At 63.6% G+C, this 17,011-nt stretch carries 15 protein-coding genes; 2 read left to right on the forward strand and 13 right to left on the reverse strand.

What is annotated here, in order from left to right; translation table 11 throughout:
* Nucleotides 1–15 precede the first annotated feature (15 nt).
* On the forward strand, nucleotides 16–876 hold the full coding sequence (rapZ, locus tag E4L98_RS28445) for an RNase adapter RapZ (RefSeq protein WP_135204904.1): 861 nt from the start codon (nucleotides 16–18) through the stop codon (nucleotides 874–876).
* Here the strand turns inward: rapZ and E4L98_RS28450 are convergent, their stop codons facing one another.
* The 10 genes from E4L98_RS28450 to E4L98_RS28495 all read right to left on the reverse strand — a co-directional run bounded on the left by E4L98_RS28450 (nucleotide 877) and on the right by E4L98_RS28495 (nucleotide 11,446).
* On the reverse strand, nucleotides 877–1,953 hold the full coding sequence (locus E4L98_RS28450; protein WP_135204905.1) for an enoyl-CoA hydratase/isomerase family protein: 1,077 nt from the start codon (nucleotides 1,951–1,953) through the stop codon (nucleotides 877–879).
* Nucleotides 1,954–1,980: 27 nt separating this feature from the next.
* The gene (locus E4L98_RS28455; RefSeq protein ID WP_135204906.1) at nucleotides 1,981–2,895 is read right to left on the reverse strand and encodes an alginate lyase family protein; all 915 of its coding nucleotides are present in this window, start codon (nucleotides 2,893–2,895) and stop codon (nucleotides 1,981–1,983) included.
* A gap of 10 nt (nucleotides 2,896–2,905) precedes the next feature.
* Complete coding sequence (locus tag E4L98_RS28460; protein ID WP_135204907.1) at nucleotides 2,906–5,815, reverse strand: TonB-dependent receptor; 2,910 nt, start codon at nucleotides 5,813–5,815, stop codon at nucleotides 2,906–2,908.
* A gap of 218 nt (nucleotides 5,816–6,033) precedes the next feature.
* Nucleotides 6,034–6,393 carry a ribosome hibernation-promoting factor, HPF/YfiA family gene (hpf, locus tag E4L98_RS28465; protein WP_135204908.1) on the reverse strand — a complete coding sequence of 120 codons (360 nt, stop codon included), beginning with the start codon at nucleotides 6,391–6,393 and terminating at the stop codon, nucleotides 6,034–6,036.
* A gap of 73 nt (nucleotides 6,394–6,466) precedes the next feature.
* A complete protein-coding gene (locus E4L98_RS28470) occupies nucleotides 6,467–7,945 on the reverse strand; it encodes an RNA polymerase factor sigma-54 (protein ID WP_135204909.1) in 1,479 nt (492 codons plus the stop codon).
* 5 nt (nucleotides 7,946–7,950) lie between these two features.
* On the reverse strand, nucleotides 7,951–8,703 hold the full coding sequence (gene lptB, locus E4L98_RS28475) for an LPS export ABC transporter ATP-binding protein (RefSeq protein WP_135204910.1): 753 nt from the start codon (nucleotides 8,701–8,703) through the stop codon (nucleotides 7,951–7,953).
* A 2-nt stretch (nucleotides 8,704–8,705) separates the two neighbouring features.
* Nucleotides 8,706–9,290 carry a lipopolysaccharide transport periplasmic protein LptA gene (gene lptA, locus E4L98_RS28480; protein WP_135204911.1) on the reverse strand — a complete coding sequence of 195 codons (585 nt, stop codon included), beginning with the start codon at nucleotides 9,288–9,290 and terminating at the stop codon, nucleotides 8,706–8,708.
* A gap of 18 nt (nucleotides 9,291–9,308) precedes the next feature.
* A complete protein-coding gene (gene lptC, locus E4L98_RS28485) occupies nucleotides 9,309–9,902 on the reverse strand; it encodes an LPS export ABC transporter periplasmic protein LptC (protein ID WP_135204912.1) in 594 nt (197 codons plus the stop codon).
* A 12-nt stretch (nucleotides 9,903–9,914) separates the two neighbouring features.
* A complete protein-coding gene (locus E4L98_RS28490; RefSeq protein ID WP_135204913.1) occupies nucleotides 9,915–10,445 on the reverse strand; it encodes a KdsC family phosphatase in 531 nt (176 codons plus the stop codon).
* Between the two features lie 11 nt (nucleotides 10,446–10,456).
* Nucleotides 10,457–11,446: a KpsF/GutQ family sugar-phosphate isomerase gene (locus E4L98_RS28495; RefSeq protein ID WP_135204914.1), complete on the reverse strand. Its 990-nt coding sequence runs from the start codon at nucleotides 11,444–11,446 to the stop codon at nucleotides 10,457–10,459.
* A 125-nt stretch (nucleotides 11,447–11,571) separates the two neighbouring features.
* On the opposite strand from E4L98_RS28495, the gene E4L98_RS28500 reads away from it, so the two are divergent.
* On the forward strand, nucleotides 11,572–13,557 hold the full coding sequence (locus tag E4L98_RS28500; RefSeq protein ID WP_135204915.1) for a monovalent cation:proton antiporter family protein: 1,986 nt from the start codon (nucleotides 11,572–11,574) through the stop codon (nucleotides 13,555–13,557).
* Here E4L98_RS28500 and E4L98_RS28505 read toward each other — a convergent pair whose 3' ends face one another.
* The 3 genes from E4L98_RS28505 to E4L98_RS28515 form a co-directional block, all read right to left on the reverse strand.
* On the reverse strand, nucleotides 13,558–14,679 hold the full coding sequence (locus tag E4L98_RS28505) for an L-dopachrome tautomerase-related protein (RefSeq protein ID WP_135204916.1): 1,122 nt from the start codon (nucleotides 14,677–14,679) through the stop codon (nucleotides 13,558–13,560).
* A 107-nt stretch (nucleotides 14,680–14,786) separates the two neighbouring features.
* On the reverse strand, nucleotides 14,787–15,953 hold the full coding sequence (locus E4L98_RS28510) for a GGDEF domain-containing protein (protein ID WP_135204917.1): 1,167 nt from the start codon (nucleotides 15,951–15,953) through the stop codon (nucleotides 14,787–14,789).
* A 73-nt stretch (nucleotides 15,954–16,026) separates the two neighbouring features.
* Nucleotides 16,027–16,878 (reverse strand): MOSC domain-containing protein, encoded by an 852-nt coding sequence (locus tag E4L98_RS28515; RefSeq protein ID WP_135204918.1) that lies wholly within the window; start codon nucleotides 16,876–16,878, stop codon nucleotides 16,027–16,029.
* Nucleotides 16,879–17,011 lie beyond the last annotated feature (133 nt).

Here is a 17,011-nt window from a genome sequence, read left to right on the forward strand (position 1 = left end):
GGTATCATCGGGAATATGCGTATCGTTCTCATCACCGGCATCTCCGGCTCCGGCAAATCCGTCGCCCTCAACGTTCTGGAAGACACGGGACATTACTGCGTCGACAATCTGCCGCCCGCCCTGCTTTCCAACCTGGTCGACACCCTGACGGCCGAGGGCCTGCAATCGCTGGCCGTGGCGGTCGACGCCCGCAGCGCCGAATCGCTGGCCACGCTGCCCGGCAACGTCCAGCGCCTGCGCGAGCAGGGGCACGACGTCAAGGTGATGTTCCTGACCGCGAATACCCACTCGCTGGTGGCGCGCTTTTCGGAAACCCGCCGCAGCCATCCGCTGTCGCACGAATTAAGGCCGGGCCAGAACCCGGCCGGCCGCCGCACCCTGATCGAATGCATCATGGAAGAGCGCGAGCGCCTGTCGCCGATCGAAAAACTGGGCCATGTGATCGACACCTCGGAGCTGAGCGCCAACAAGCTGCGTGCCTGGGTCAAGGACCTGGTGGCGATCGAAGGCGCGCCGCTGACGCTGTTCTTCGAGTCGTTCGCCTTCAAGCTGGGCGTGCCGATGGACGCCGATTTCGTGTTCGACGTGCGCGCGCTGCCCAACCCCTATTACGACCTGACGCTGCGCCCGCTGACCGGCATGGACGCGCCCGTCGTCGATTTCCTCGACGCCCAGCCCAGCGCCGGCGAAATGCTGAACGATATCCGCAGCTTCGTGGAAAAATGGCTGCCCGCCTTCAAAAGCGACAACCGCAGCTACCTGACCGTGGCGCTGGGCTGCACCGGCGGTCAGCACCGCTCGGTCTACATGGCGGAAAAACTCGCCGCCCACTTCAGCGCCGCCGAGCGCGTGGTCCTGCGCCACCGCGAACAATAATCACAGGTGCCGCAGCGGGTGCGCGTAGTCGGGCCAAACTGGTTCGAAGAAGCGTCGCACCATGTGGTCGGTGACCTGTTCCAGCGCCGCCGGCCGCCATTCCGGCTGATTGTCCTTGTCGATCACCAAGGCGCGCACGCCTTCGATGACTTCGCCGTTTTCAAAGTTGCGGCGGACCACGGCGCGCTCCATGCGCAGGCAGCCTGCCACGTCCAGTTCCGCCCCCCGCCTGATCAGTTCATAGGTGACGCACATCATCAGCGGCGAGCGGCTGGCCATCATTTCCAGCGTTTTCTGCGCGAACGGGCCGCTGTCGGCTTGCAGCGAAGCGACAATGGCCGGCACAGAGCCGGCGCTGAAGTGCCGCTCGATGGCGGCGCGATCGGCCTCCAGCGCGCCACCGCCAGCCTTGTGCATGCTGCTGTACGCCTGGATGGCGACCGGCAGATCCAGCCCCGGCGTACTGTTCAGCAGCTCTTCCAGCGCGGCGCGGTCGGAAGTCGGCGCGTAATGATCGGCCAGGCCGGCGTACAAGGCATCGGCGGCGTCGATGGTGACGCCGGTGATCCCGAGGTAGTAGCCCAGCGCGCCCGGCGCACGCGACAGGAAATAGCTGCCGCCGACATCCGGAAACAGGCCGATGTTCACTTCCGGCATCGCCATCTTGGTCTTCTCGGTGACGACGCGCACGCGCGCATCCGGCCCGGCTTGCGCGATGCCCATGCCGCCGCCCATCACCACGCCATCCATCAGCGCAATGTAGGGCTTCGGATAAAAATGCACCAGATGATTGAGCGAATATTCCTCGGTGAAGAAATCCTCCACCAGCGCGCTGCCCCCCTGCGGCGTGGCCTTGCCCGCATCGTGGAAGAAGCGGATGTCGCCGCCGGCACAGAACGCCTTTTCGCTACTGCTGCGGATGACCACCGCCGCCACCGCCTCGTCCTCGCGCCAGGCGAGCAGCGCTTGCGTGATGCCGCGCACCATGTCGAGCGACAGGGAATTCAGGGCCTTGGGCCGGTCCAGCACGATGAAGCCGGTGCCGTTGCTGACGCTGGTATGGACGTGTTCACTCATGATCGAACCGGGCTATGGTGGAAAACCCTATTTTAGCGCCACATGCTCGAGCGGGTTCGGCGTATCGAGCGAGCCGCCCATGCGCGGCTGCCACTGCGGTTTGGTGCCCGGCGGCGGCGCCTTGCCCTCGTGACGGTTGTAGATGGTGGTCACCTCGCGGCTGCCCACCGGCTCCTGCTCGACTCCGGTACGTTTCGCAATGCCGGACGGATCGGCCGAGCCGGCCACGGTAAAGGCCACGATCTTGTCCAGCCGCGCATCGTGCAGGTCCAGGATGGAGGCGATGAACACCAGCGGCGTGGCCGCGTACACCTGATAGTGCAATGCCTTGCCGGCGCGCTCCATCTCGGTCGGCAGCGAACCGTCGGCCTCGGCCTGGCCCATGGCGTGGTCGAACACCTTGCGGCCCCAGTCCAGATAACGCGGATCGCCGGTCACGCCGCCCACCGCCGTCACCGCCAACCCTTCCCAGTAGTAGTGATTGTTGCGGCCGCCCTTTTTGGCGTCCGAGTGCGCGATGGTGGCATCGGCCAGCGCCTTGAACCACGCCTCGATGGTTTGGCGCTGCGCCGCCGTCGCCGCCGGCTTCAGGCGCGCGTAGTTGAGCGCCATGCCGCTCAGGGTCCACTTGCGCACGTAATATGCCTGCTCGCTCGACATCTTGCCCAGCATGGCTTTCTGCTCGGCCCAGCTGTTCAGCCAGGCCAGACCGCAGGCCGGATCGCCCTGCCCGTTCGCATCTTTCGCCACCTGGCCGAGGAAATCCTCGATCGGCCTGGTGTTGGCGATGTTACGCGCGCGCAGCACCGGATCGATCACCGAGTGGTGCGCGTCCGAGTAATAGCCGTTGGCTTCGATGTCCGATTTGGCCGGCGGCGCCTCGGTGCAGGCCAGCGCCAGCGGAGCGGACAACGCCAGCATTAACGATATAAATAATTTCATGATGCTCCAGTCAGAAGGTTGCGCTCAGCTTGACCTGATAGGTGCGGCCGTCCACGTCCAGGCGGCGCGGCTTCAGGATCGAGCCCTCGTATTCCTCGCGCACCGCGTTGGTCATGTTGAACGCGTCGAAAGAAATCTTGTAATTGCCGGCGAAGGTGTAACTGGCCGACATGTCCAGCTGGCCACGCGCCTTGACCGAACGCGCCGCGCCGTTGAAGGTGCCGCCCGCCGCCAGGTCGTAATCGTCGCGGTAGTTGTACACCGCGCGCACGCCCCAGGTCTTGGTTTCATAGTAGCTGATCAGGTTGTAATTATTGCGGGAAACGCCAGGCAGGGTCGCCGGCGAGCCATCGTCGTTCTTGCCCTTGATGGTGGTGTAGGCATAGTTGAAGCCGCCGCCGAGGTTGTTCCATGGCCATGGCAGCCAGTCCAGGTTTTGCTGGATGTTGAACTCGACGCCGTTGACCTTGATCTTCTGCTGATTGGCCTGGCCGCTGATCACCACGCGCGCCGGCTGCAGCGACGGCGCCTGGTCGGTGCCGACATTGACCAGGATGTCGCTCAGGCAGTTGCTGCCCACCACGCTCAGGTGGCCCAGGCCCAGCGCGGTCGCGTCGGCCGGGCACAGGCGGTTGATGTCGCGCACCGGACCGACCAGGCCTTTGACATCCTTCTGGAACACGGTCAGCGCCACCAGCCCGTTGGGACGGTTGTACCACTCCAGCGCCAGGTCGAAGGAATTGGCGGTGTACGGTTTCAGATCGGCGCTGCCCAGCACCACGTTATAGGTCGGCGTGGCGGTGCCCTGCGCCGGCTCGGTCACCACCGTGGACGGCGTGATGTCGCGCGGCTGCGGCCGCACGAAGGTGCGGTAGGCGGCGGCGCGCAAGGCCAGCTTCTCGCTCAGGTCGGCCTTGGCCACCAGCGACGGCAGGAAGTTGTGATAATTCTGCTCGAACTGGCGCGGGGTCTTGGTGGTGACCACCTTGGTGCCGCCCGGAATGCTGACGGTCTTGTTGCTGGTGTCCACCGAGTCCACGGTTTCGCGCGTGGTCTCGTAGCGGCCGCCCAGGTTACCCTTGACCGGAATGCCGAACAGATCGGTGCCCCAGATGCTGGACACATAGGCCGAGGCGATCTTGTTCTTCACCGAGAAGTTATACGAGGAAAAGCCCGGATCGGCATCGTTGTTGACCAGGCCGTACTGGGTCAGTGTCTGGCCCGGCAGCAAGGTCACCGGCGTCACCGCCTTCAGCACCGAGGGGATGTCGACCGCCACCCAGTTCCTGGTGTAGCCGGGGATATAGCCGTCGGCAAAGGTGGACACGTAGGGATTGGTGATCGCCAGCGAGGGCTGGATCGCCGCGAAGTTGATGCCCTGCGCGGTGTTGCGGGTGCCGCTGGACACGAACTCGTTCTGCTCGGCGCGCAAGCCCAGTTTCACCGATTTGAAGAAACCCTGCTCGAAGCTGCGCTCCATCGAGGCCTGCACCGAATCCACCGAGGTCAGCGCGCGGCCGTTGGTGCCGGTCACGCCGAAGCGGTCGTTGCCGTTGTTGCGCGCCTGCGTGACCGAGGTGCCTGGACGCTGGTCGTACGGGCCGGGATTGATGTGGCTGTCCGTGGGGGTGAACAGGGTCAGGATGGAGTCGGCCAGATCGCTGCCGCCCGAGTAGTAATGGCCGTACGTGCCATTGCTGCCAGGCAGCGTCCGCGCCGACTGCACGATATCGATCTCCAGCTGGTCGGAACGGTTTTCCGCGCGCGAGCTGCTGATGGCGCCGTTGAAGTGCCAGTCGTCGTCTTCCCAATCGACATCGGCCATCAGGCCATGCGTGCGCTGGCGTTGCGGCGCCGAGCGCAGCGAGTCGGTGATGCTGGCGTTGGCGTAATCGTAGGAATTGATCATCGCCTGCTTGCCGTTGGCCGCATCGATGGTGAAGATCGGTCCCAGGTTGCTGATCGGCGAATTGGTGGTCGGGTCGATGTAGTTCAGGTACTGGTTGGACGAGCCCAGCTTGCGGTCGCTGTAATAGCCGGTCAGGTTCAGCCGCGTTTCGCTGTTGACGCGCCAACCGGCGCCGAGCGCGCTGCTCCAGGTGTCGCCGGTGTTGGCGGTCACGGTCTGGCGGATCTGCCCGGGGATCAGGATGCCGTTGGCGTATTCGGATTTCGGATAGCGCTTGTCGAACTCGGCCTGCGTGATGCCGAGGCTGCTCGCGCTCAGCTGGTCGTAATCCTGGATCTGGGTCGAGTCGCGGCGGAAGTTTTCCTTTTTGTAGGCCACCACGCCGAACACCGCCACATCCTTGCCGAAATGCTTGTTCCACGACGCGGTCGCGTTCGGCGTGCTCAGGCGGCCCAGTTCGTCGTACTCGTCGCCGACCGTGATGCCGCCACCATCCTTGCGCTGCAGCGCCGAGGTGATGCGCAGGTCGATGTTGCCGCTCAGGCCGCCCGGCTGCTCGGCCGCGGTCGGGCTCTTCAGCACGGTGACGGCGCTGAAGATGTCGGAGTTGAACGCGCCCAGCGGCGTCGAACCATTCAGCACCGGCTGCGCGAACGACATGCCGTTGATGGTGGTCAGCGCGAACGTGCCCGGCAGCCCGCGCAGGTTGATGGTGGCGTTGCGCGAGCCGGCCTCGCGGTTGATCTGCACGCCGGGAATGCGCTGGATGGCCTCGCCGACGTTGAGGTCGGGGAATCGGCCCAGGCCGTCCGAGGAAATGCTGTCGGTGATTTCCAGCGTGTCGCGCTTCATGTTGACGGCGTCCGCATACGATTTGCGGATGCCCGACACCACCACGGTGCTGCCGCTGTCGGCAGGCGCGCTGTCCTGGGCATGGGCCTGGACGGTGGCGAGGCTGAGCATGGCGATGGCGACGGCGGCGCTCATCGGGCGGATGGCAAGGCTTTTCATCTGTTGTCTCTCTTTGTAGTTATGGAAAACGTTTAACTCTTCAATTAAAACATTTTAGTTAACAAAAAACCATAGTTACAAGAGACTTGTGGGGTAAACGCCGATGCAGCAAACACAACGACAAGAGGGATTGCCAAAATACAGGAAATCGTTTAATGCAGCGCATGCAAAAAAGGGCGTCCTTGCGCGCCCTTTGTTGACGGTGCTGTGGCAGCTAATCAGGCGGCGGCAGCAGGCTGTTCGAAGCTTTCCGGGTAGTGTTTGATCGCGTCGCGATCGTGCGATTGCACTTTGGCTTTGTATTTCATGACCTGGCGGTCCAGTTTGTCGATCAGGGTGTCGATGGCGGCGTACAGGTCTTGCGACAGGCTTTCCACGTAGACGGTCTTGCCGGACATACGCAGGTTGATTTCAGCCTTCTGGCGTTTCTCTTTCTCTTTAAGGTTATCGACAGTCAGGATGACTGCAATATCAATCACTTGATCAAAGTGGCGGGTGACCCGTTCCAGCTTGTTCTGCACGTATTCGCGAATCGCTGCGGTCACTTCGAGATGATGTCCACTGATGGTGAGATTCATACTTACTCCTAAAGAAATGTCGCTGGCGGTCAGTGCGATGCCCATTGAAGCCGGGCGCGCAGGGACCAGGAAACTACAAAGACTTGCGGAGGCTGACTGGCGGGATTTTCAGGGCTTCCCGGTACTTGGCAACAGTACGTCGCGCAATCACCATGCCCTGTTCTCCCAGCATGTCCGCAATCTTACTGTCGGATAAAGGATTTTTAGGGTCTTCTGCTCCTGTCAATTGCACGATCAAAGCACGTATCGCCGTCGAACTGGCTTCCCCGCCCGCCTCGGTGGCGACATGACTGCCAAAGAAATATTTCAACTCAAACATGCCATGCGGGGTCAGCATGTATTTTTGAGTTGTTACCCGAGAAATAGTACTCTCGTGTAAACCCAGTGTATCAGCAATTTCGCGAAGCACAAGGGGGCGCATGGCGACCGCGCCGTGCGAGAAAAAGTTCTTTTGTCGTTCTACTATCGCCTCGGCCACGCGCAGGATGGTGTCGAAACGCTGGCGCATGTTTTTGATCAGCCACTTGGCTTCCTGCAGCTGCGCGCCCATCGCGGTTTCGCCCTTGCCCTGCTTGAGCAGGTTGGCGTACATCTGGTTCACGCGCAGGCGCGGCATGACGTCGTTGTTGAGGCTGACCTGCCAGCCGTTGCGCGACTTCTTGACGATCACATCCGGTACCACGTAATCGGAGACGTCCGACGCGAACGCCGCGCCCGGATGCGGATTGCACTGGCGGATCACGGCCTGCGCTTCACGCAGGTCCTCGTCGTCGCACACCAGGGCTTTTTTCAGCTTGTTGAAATCGCGCTGGGCGAACCAGGCCAGATGGTTTTCCACGATGGCCAGCGCCATGCGCCGCGTCACCATAGGCACGCCGGGCAGGCGCCTGATTTGCAGCGCCAGGCATTCGGCCGCGTTGCGCGCGCCCACGCCCATCGGATCGAAGCTCTGCAGCAGGCTCAGCGCGGTCCGCAGTTCCTCGATTTCCACTTCCAGTTCTGCCGGCAGGCGCGCGTGGATGTCTTCCAGCGATTCTTCCAGGTAGCCGTTCTCATCGAGCGCGTCGATGATCAGTTCCACCAGCGCGCGGTCGCGCGTGGCCAGCACCGTCACGCGCATCTGTTCCATCAAATGGTCGCGCAGCGTGCACTGATGCGCTTCCAGCTGTGGCCGCGCTTCCTCGTCGTCGGTGTTCTTGCTGCGGCCCGAATCGCCCCAGTCCATGTCGGCCTCGGGCGTGGTGCTGTCGGTATCGGCGCCTGGCGCTTCGTAATTATCGGCTTCGGCGGCTGGTGCTTCGGGTGTGGCCGGCCCTTCGGCCGGCGCGGCGTCGGCGGCCGGGGTTTGCTGGCTGATGGCGCCGTCGGCCAGCAGGCGTAATGAGTGGTCCAGCGGGTCGTCGAGACGCTCCAGCAGGGGATTATCGATGAGCAGCTGTTCCAGTTCCTGATGCAGCTCCAGCGTCGACAGTTGCAGCAGCCGTATGGACTGCTGCAGCTGCGGCGTCAACGCCAGGTGCTGCGACGTGCGCAGTTGCAGGGATTGTTTCATAAAGCTTACATTCGGAAATGCTCACCCAGGTAAACACGACGCACCGATTCGTTGGCGATGATGTCGTCCGGACGGCCTGATGCCAGCACCGTGCCCTGGTTGATGATATATGCGCGGTCGCAGATGCCCAGCGTCTCGCGCACATTGTGATCGGTAATGAGGACGCCGATGCCGCGCTCCTTGAGGAAGCGCACGATGCGCTGGATCTCAATCACGGCAATCGGGTCGACCCCGGCGAATGGTTCATCGAGCAGCACGAAGCGCGGGTTGGTCGCCAGTGCGCGCGCGATCTCCACCCGGCGCCGCTCACCACCGGAGAGCGACAGCGCCTGGTTCTCGCGCAGCTTTTCGATCTGCAAGTCGGCCAGCAGGGTATCAAGCCGTTCATCAATCTCAGCCTTGGATAAAGACTTGCCGTCGACCTTCTGGATTTCCAGGACGGCGCGGATATTTTCTTCCACAGTCAGCTTGCGGAACACCGACGCTTCCTGCGGCAGGTAGGACAAGCCCAGCGAGGCGCGACGGTGGATCGGCAGCGACGAAATGTCGGTGCCGCTGATGTCGATGGTGCCGGCGTCCGATGGCACCAGGCCGACGATCATGTAAAACGAGGTGGTCTTGCCGGCACCGTTCGGCCCCAGCAGGCCGACGACTTCGCCGCACTCCACCTGCAGCGAGACGTCATGCACCACCTGGCGCTTGCCGTAGCTCTTCTGCAGACCTTTGACGATCAGGGTGCTGCCGCAGGATGCTTCCATGCTTATTTCCCCGGTGCAGGCTGGTTGTTGGCCGGCGTGGCCGGCGCGGGCGGGTTCAGCTTGTTGGACGGCTGGATCACCATGGTGCTGCGGCCGCCGCCTTCCTTGCTCTCGCCGGTGGAAGTGTTCTTGACCGCGAAGAATTCCTTGCGGCTGTCGTAGGAAATGAATTCGCCGTCGACCTGGCTGGCGACCTTGGTGTTTTCCAGGCGCTTGATCTGCGCCTTGGCGAACAGCTTGACCAGCTCGGTCTTGTTGTCGTATTCGATGCGGTCGGCGCGGCCCTCGACCCACTGCTCGTTCGGGCCGTCCAGCTTCTGGCGGAACGTGGCCTGGGTGCCGCCGCCGGCGGTCAGCACCACGAACTGGTAGCCTTCCGGATCTTCGGTCACCACCGCCTTGGGCGATTTCATCAACAGCGTGCCGCGGGTCAGCACCACGTTGCCGGTGAAGGTCTTGATCTGCTTGACGTCATCGGCGTCCAGCTGGTCGAAAGTGATCTGGGTCGGCTTGGTCGAATCGGCCTTCTCGGCCTGGGCCACGCAGGCGGCCAGCAGCAGCGCCGCCGACACGAGTAATTTGTTCATATTGTTCATCTTCATTCCTCAATGTGCCGTTCGCGGCGGCACCGTAATCGTTCCGCGTCCGCCCAGCGTGATCTGGCGGGTGGCGTTGTTCGCCTTCATGCCGGTGCCGGTGGCGGTCGAGCGGCCGGAGTTCATTTCGACGGGTGCGTCGGTTTCCATGCGCTCCTCGTCCGGGTACACGGTCAGCGTACTGGACTTGAGACGCAGCTCCTGCGCTTGCGGCGTCGCCGGCCGCAGCACATCCACATTACCACTCAGCTTGACGCGCGTATTGTTCTGATCGACCACCGCCGTCTGCGCGTGGATATTCATCGGCGGCTGGTCGCCCGACAGGCTGTGCACGTACGGCTTGTCGATCAGCGACGAGTCGTCGGCCGGCCGGTGCGTCAGCTTGTCGCCGGAGACGATGTAGGCCGGCTGGCCCAGCTTGTTCATGCGTACCGTACTGAAGCGATCGATGATGTAATCGGGCTCGTTGCGGAACTGGTCGATCTCGGCCTGCTGGCCGGACTGGTTGACCACCTGCACCAGCCAGAAGCTGCCGACGGCCACGAAGACGCCGACCACCATGATCACAGTCAGTTGCCAGCGATGGGCTGTTCTTTTACGCATGACGATATCCTATCAGACCAGGAATTGCGCCATCACGCGCGCGTACGTGCCTTGGGCATGCATCAACAATTCGCACACTTCGCGCACGGCGCCACGGCCGCCGAAGGCGGTGGTGGTGTGATGGGCACGCTCCAGCACTTCCTTGCGGCCGTTCGGCACGGCCACCGCCAGCCCCACACGCGCCAGGATCGGCAGGTCCACCACATCGTCGCCGATGAAGCCGACCTGCTCGGCGCTGAGGCCAGTCTTTTCCAGCAGCGCGTTGAACGGCGTCAGCTTGTCATGGCCGCCCTGGTGCAGATGGCTGATGCCGAGATCGGCCGCGCGCCGGATCACCTGCGGCGAGGTGCGCGCGCTGATGATCGCGGTCTGGATGCCGGCTTCCTGGATCAGCTTGATGCCCAGGCCGTCCTGCACGTTAAAGGTTTTCAAGGCTTCGCCATCGGCGCCGTAATGCAGGCTGCCGTCGGTCAGCACGCCGTCGACGTCGAAGATCATCAGCTTGACGCGCGCGGCGCGTTCCACATAAGTCAGTTCGCTCATCAGGTCACTCGTTAAATCACTTTTGCGCGGGTCAGGTCATGGATGTGCAGCGCGCCGACCAGCTTGCCGTCGGCATCGGTCACCAGCATCTGGTTGATGCGGAACTGTTCCATCACGGCCACCGCGTCCACCGCCATCTTTTCCTCGGAAATGGTGCGCGGGTTGGCATGCATCACATCGCCGATGACGATCCGGGTAAAGTCCTGCACCTTTTCGATCATGCGGCGCAGGTCGCCGTCGGTGAACACGCCGACCGGCTTGTTGTCGGCATCGACGATGGCCGTCATGCCCATGCCCTTCTGGGTGATCTCCAGCAGCGCGTCGGTCAGCTTGACGCCGGCGGTCACGCGCGGCACCGCGTCGCCGCTGCGCATCACGTCGCGCACGTGGGTCAGCAGACGGCGGCCCAGCGCGCCGCCCGGATGCGAGCGGGCAAAATCTTCTTCCTTGAAACCGCGCAGATCCAGCAGCGCCACGGCGATGGCGTCGCCCAGCGCCAGCGTCACGGTGGTGGACGTGGTCGGCGCCAGGTTCATCGGGCACGCTTCTTTCTCGACCGCCACGTTCAGGTGCACGTCGGCGACGCGCGCCAGGCTGGAGCCCGGCTTGCCGGTGATGGCGATGACTTTGCTGCCCATGCGTTTTACGACCGGCAGAATGGTCATCAGTTCCGAACTTTCGCCGGAATACGAAATCGCGATGAAGGCATCGTCGGCGGTGACCATGCCGAGGTCGCCATGGGCCGCCTCGGCCGGATGGACGAACAGCGCCGGCGTGCCGGTCGAGGCCAGGGTCGCCGCGATCTTGCGGCCGATGTGGCCGGACTTGCCGATGCCGGACACGACCACGCGGCCCGTGCAGTTCAGCAGCAGGGAAATCGCCTGCACCACGCTGTCGTCGTGCTCCAGCCGGGCGTTCAGGGCATGGATGGCATCCGCTTCATTTTGCAGGGTGTCTCGGGCAAGACGCAGTGCCGTTTTTGCATCAAAAGCTTTCAGCATTGTTTTTTCATGGGTTACACTCATGCCCAAGTATAGCCGATTGAGAAAGCAAAAAACTTGCCAGTCACAACATCCGTGCCCTGAGGGCCCACAAACAACGAACTTTTTTTACTGGCGATGTTGAAATGACGTTTTCACCTCTGGAATTGACATTGTTGTTGCTGGGCAGCGCCGTGCTGGGCGTGGTTGCTTTCCGCATGATGCACCTGCCGCCGATGCTGGGCTACCTGACCGTCGGCATCCTGATCGGCCCCCACGCGCTGGGCCTGGCCGAACAGAGCGAAACCACCCACGGCCTGGCCGAGTTCGGCGTGGTGTTCCTGATGTTTTCCATCGGCCTCGAATTTTCCCTGCCCAAGCTGAAAGCCATGCGCGCCATCGTGTTCGGGCTGGGATTGGCGCAGGTAGTGCTCACTATCGTTGCCACCATGATTTTCGGCTGGGCCATGGCGACGCAGTTGCCGCCACAGCTGCACATCAGCTGGCAGGCTTCGTTCGCGCTGGGCGGCGCGCTGGCGATGTCGTCGACCGCCATCGTCTCCAAGATGCTGACCGAGCGGCTCGAGCTCGAAAGCGAACATGGCCGCAAAATCATCGGCATCCTGCTATTCCAGGATCTGGCGGTGGTGCCGCTGCTGATCCTGATCCCGTCGCTGGGCGAGCGGCCCGACGCCCTGGCCGAGACGCTGGGCTGGGCCGCGCTGAAGGCGGTGGTGGTGCTGGCCCTGCTGTTCGCGGTCGGCCACAAGGTCACGCGCGGCTGGTTCACCATCGTGGTCAAGCGCCGCTCGCAGGAGCTGTTCATGCTGAACCTGCTGCTGGTGGTGATGGCGGCCGCCTGGATCACCGAGCGCGCCGGCCTGTCGCTGGCCCTGGGTGCCTTCGTCGCCGGCATGCTGATTTCCGAGACCGAATACAAGCACCAGGTGGAAGAGGACATCAAGCCGTTCCGCGATGTGCTGCTGGGGCTGTTCTTCATCACCATCGGCATGCTGCTCAACCTGCAACTGGTGCTGGCCAACTGGTGGCTGGTGCTGTTGCTGCTGTGCGCGCCGGTGCTGCTGAAGTTCGCGCTGATCGCCGGCCTCGCCAAGCTGTTCGGTTCATCCGACGGCGTATCCATGCGCATCGGCCTGGCGCTGGCCCAGGCCGGCGAATTCGGCTTCGTGCTGCTGAACCTGGCGTCCGGGCACAACCTGATGGATGCCTACATCGTGCAGGTGGTGCTGGCGTCGATGGTGCTGTCGATGCTGGTGGCGCCGTTCATCATCGCGCAGTCGGACAAGATCGTGATGAAGTTTTCCAGCAACGAATGGATGATGCAGTCGCTGCAGCTGACCAGGATCGCCAGCCGCACCATGTCCACCAACAAGCACGTGATCGTGTGCGGCTTCGGCCGCAGCGGCCAGCGCCTGGCGACCCTGCTGGCGGAAGAAAAAATCGACTATCACGCGCTCGACATGGACCCGGAGCGCGTGCAGGAAGCGCAGTCGGCCGGCGCCAACGTCTCCTACGGCGATGCCGGCCGGCGCGAGAGCCTGGTGGCCGCCGGCATCTACCGCGCCAGCGCGGTGGTGATTTCCTATGCCGACACGCCGTCCGCGCTGCGCGTGCTGCACCAGGTGAACGAACTGACGCCGGCGCTGCCGGTGATCGTGCGCTCGCACGACGATACCGATCTGGACCGGCTGAAGGCGGCCGGTGCGGCCGAGGTGGTGCCGGAAGTAATGGAAGGCAGCCTGATGCTGGCCTCGCACGCGCTGGTGATGCTGGGCGTACCGCTGCGGCGCGTGGTGCACCGGGTGCAGGCGGCGCGCGAGGAACGCTATGCCTCGCTGCGCGGCTACTTCCCCGGCGTGAACGATGCGGATGAGGATTCGGAGCAGGAAGAACGGCTGCATTCGGTGACGCTGACCGGCAGCGCCGGCTGCGTCGGCCGCGAGCTCGGTTCGATCGATGTCGCCGGCTGCGGCGCCGAAGTGGCCAGCATCCGCCGCGGCAAGGGTGGACTGGAAGTGTCGCCGGACACCATGCTGCAGGCCGGCGACGTGGTGGTGCTGCGCGGCGCGGCCGACGCCGTCAACCGCGCCGAACAACGCCTGCTGCGCTGATCACTTGGTCGGCGCCGGCCTGGCGTCGATCTTCACACGGAACAGGCCGTACGATTTCTCGCGCTGGTCGTGGCCGCCGTGGAAAATCGCCTGGCGGTGCAGCTGGTTGGCGGTGAAGTACAGATACCCATCCGGCCCGATCGACATGGTATCCGGCCACAGCAGACGGCCGTCGCTGGCGATGGTGGTCCAGCTGCCATCCGGCGCGCGCTTGCGGATGCTGTTGTGCTCATAGTCGGTGGCGTACAGCGCGCCATTCGCATCGGCTTCCAGGCCGTCCGACGCGCCCTTCTCGCCCAGATCCTTGACCGCCGCCGCCAGTTGCGCCTCGCTCACCTTGGGATCGCGCAGCAGCGCGGCCGGCACCGAGTACAGGTGGCGGCTCGACAGCGGGCTGTAGTACAAAGTCTGGCCATCGGCCGACAGCGCGATCCCATCCGACGCCACCGTGAACTTCTGCGTGCTGCCGTCGCCAGTGCGCACTTTCATGCTCTCGCCTTCCACCGTCGGAATGAAATCGGGATCGGGCGAGGTGGAGGCGTGGCCGCTCAAACGGCGCTGCGCCTTGCCGCTGGCCAGATCGAGCACGATGATGGCGCCCGGACCGCTCAGCGAGGAATCCGTCACATACGCCACGCCCTGCGCGCCGACACGGAAATCGAAGCGTACATCGTTGACGTAGGTGGTCGGCAGAATCACGCTGGATGGGAAGGCGATGCTTATGCTGACCTGGTCGGTGGCCAGATCGACCGCCACCAGCTTGGGCGCTTTCGGTGCGGCAAAGCCCGGCGCCGAAGTATCCAGCACCCACAGCTTGCCGCGGCCGTCGGCCACCACGCTCTGCACACTGGAGAAATCGGCATTCGCGGCCTGGCTCGGATAGGCCACCACGCGGCCATCGCGCAGCTCGCCCACGCTGAATTTCACATCATCGCCCCACTGCGGGAAATTGACGAAGATACGGCCGGTCTCGGACACGCTGACGCCGGTCGGCATGGCGTCATGGAAGGCAAACACGCGCTCGGCGTGGCCGATCGGTCGTTCCTGCGGCACGCTCTCGGCAGCCTGCACGTTGAGGGAAAACGCCAGGGCGATGGCGGCGGCGATGCGGATGGTTTTCATGGCGGGCCTTTCAAAGCGGAGTTAAGTTGTAGCCATCTTATTACCTGCCATAACGCAGATAAACCAGCTCAACAAAACAACTCTTTCAAGGGAGCGCCGAAAATCGCTTATCCCGGCAACAGGCTGACCACGCGGTTGCGGCCGCCATCCTTGGCCGCGTACAACAGCTCGTCGGCACGCGCGATCAGCTCGCGGGCGATAGCTTCGGCCTCGCCGTCCGCCGCCGGGTCCAGGCTGGCCACGCCGATCGACACCGTCACCGACAGCCGCAGCTCGGGCGACAACACAATCATGCTGTTGGCGACGCTGGCGCGGATGCGCTCGGCCACGAAGGCCGCGCTGTCCAGGTTGGCGTTGATCAGCAGCGCCACGAATTCCTCGCCGCCGAAGCGCGCCAGCGCATCGGAGGTGCGCAGCTCGTTCTTGATGCGCGCCGACACTTCGCGCAGCACCTCGTCGCCGCCGCCATGGCCGACCGTGTCGTTGACGCGCTTGAAGTGATCGATGTCGATGTACATGAAGGAAATCGGATATTGCTGTCGGCGTGCGCGCGCGATCTCTTCCAGCAGGCGGCGGTCGATGTAGCGGCGGTTGTAGACACCGGTCAGCGAATCGGTCAGGCCGATGTACTTCAGCATCTCGTTGCTGATCACGTTTTCCAAGCAGATGGCAATGATCGAGGCCATGTGCTCGATGAAATCCGTGCCCAGGCTGGGCGTGAAGCGGGTCGGGTCGCAGCTGCCCAGGTTCAGGCTGCCGATGATGCGGCGGTTGCGCAGCAGCGGCACCAGCGCCACGCTCTGCAGGCCGGACGGCGCGGTCGGGAACGTGGCCGCGTGACGCTGCGCGTCGTACATGCCGAGGATGGGCTTGGGCGTGGGCGAATAGGCGTTGCGGCGGCCCAGGTCGAAGCCCAGGCCGTTGATGTTTTCGACGAACTGCAGACCGGGAAAATCCTCGAACACCACGTCCAGCTTGAGCATGACGGTGCGGATGTCGGCATCTTCGTCCACCAGCGTCAGGGTAACGCTGTCGAGTTCGGAAATGATGGGCAGCACGCGGAAGATGGTACCGACCAGCTCGGGGAAGTTACTGGCGCTGACAATCTCCAGGTCGAACGCCTGGTGCCGGGTCATGATGGAATGGTTGCGTTCCGCCTGCTCCAGCAGGTAGGCCATGCGCGCACGCAGGGCACGGTTTTCCGCCGCCAGCTCCTTCACCTGATCGGCGGGATCTGCCTGCGGCGCCAGTTTGCCTGTTGCGGTCTGTGTCATGTGCCCTTCACCCCGATGTCATGCGTCTCTCAACATTACGCCAAGTTTAAGTTCTTGTGAACATTTTACTTGTTTAAAAAGCCAGTGTGACAACGATTTCCTGGCCGACCCGCACACGCTGCTCGTCGCCGCCGGTCAGGATCGCGTTCATGCCGAAGCACAAGGCGCCGTCCAGTTCCGGCTTGGCGCGGTAGCTTTGCATGACGTACATCGGGTCCGGACCGAACTCGCCGGTTTCCTGGTTAATCGACGGCATCGGGCAGCGCGGGCAGGGCTTGACCGGCTTCAGCGTGACATCGCCGATCGCGAACGATTCGGCGTAGTCTTCCTCGAAGGCGTCGACGCCGTCGATGACGATGTTGGGACGGAAGCGGTTCATCTGCAGCGCGCCGCGCCCGGCCGCCGCCAGTTTCTGGTTCAGGTCGTCCAGCGAGCCGGTGCCGATCACCAGGATCGGGTAGCCGTCCGAGAACATGGTGGTGGCCTGCACGCCACCGGTCCACTTGGTGCTGACGGCGCGTTGGGCCTTGGCGTGGAAGCGCACCAGCCGGCATGGCACGCCGATGGCTTTGCTGAACCAGGTGGCGGTCAGCTCGTCGCAATCGTAGGCCAGCACGGTGTCGTCCCAGATGCGGGTGGTGACGGTCGGCGCGCTGTCCGGATCGGGCAGGCCCAGCGGGATTTCCAGGCGCAGCATGCCCGGCGCCTGCACTTCCAGCGTGGTCGCCTTCAGCGTCGGCTTGATCAGCGCCATGCGCGGATATTCGCGCTGCGTCAGGCAATTGCCGGCCAGGTCCACCACCATCCATTCGCGGTCATAGATCTGCTCGGACATCAGCCCCATGGTGGTCACCGTGGCTTCCGCCAGGGACAGGCCGGCGCAGGACTTGATCGGGTAGAGCGTGATGGCGGACAGGGTCGGCATTACTCCTCCGACGGCGCCGGCTTATCGGCCTTGGCCTTGGGCGGACGCGGACGACGCGCGGCTGGCTTGCGTGCCGGCTTGACGTCCGCCTGCGCGGCAGGGCCGGCACGGACGCGGCGCCTTTGCCACGGCC

Source organism: Duganella callida (genome assembly GCF_004614165.1).
Taxonomy (GTDB): domain Bacteria; phylum Pseudomonadota; class Gammaproteobacteria; order Burkholderiales; family Burkholderiaceae_D; genus Rugamonas; species Rugamonas callida.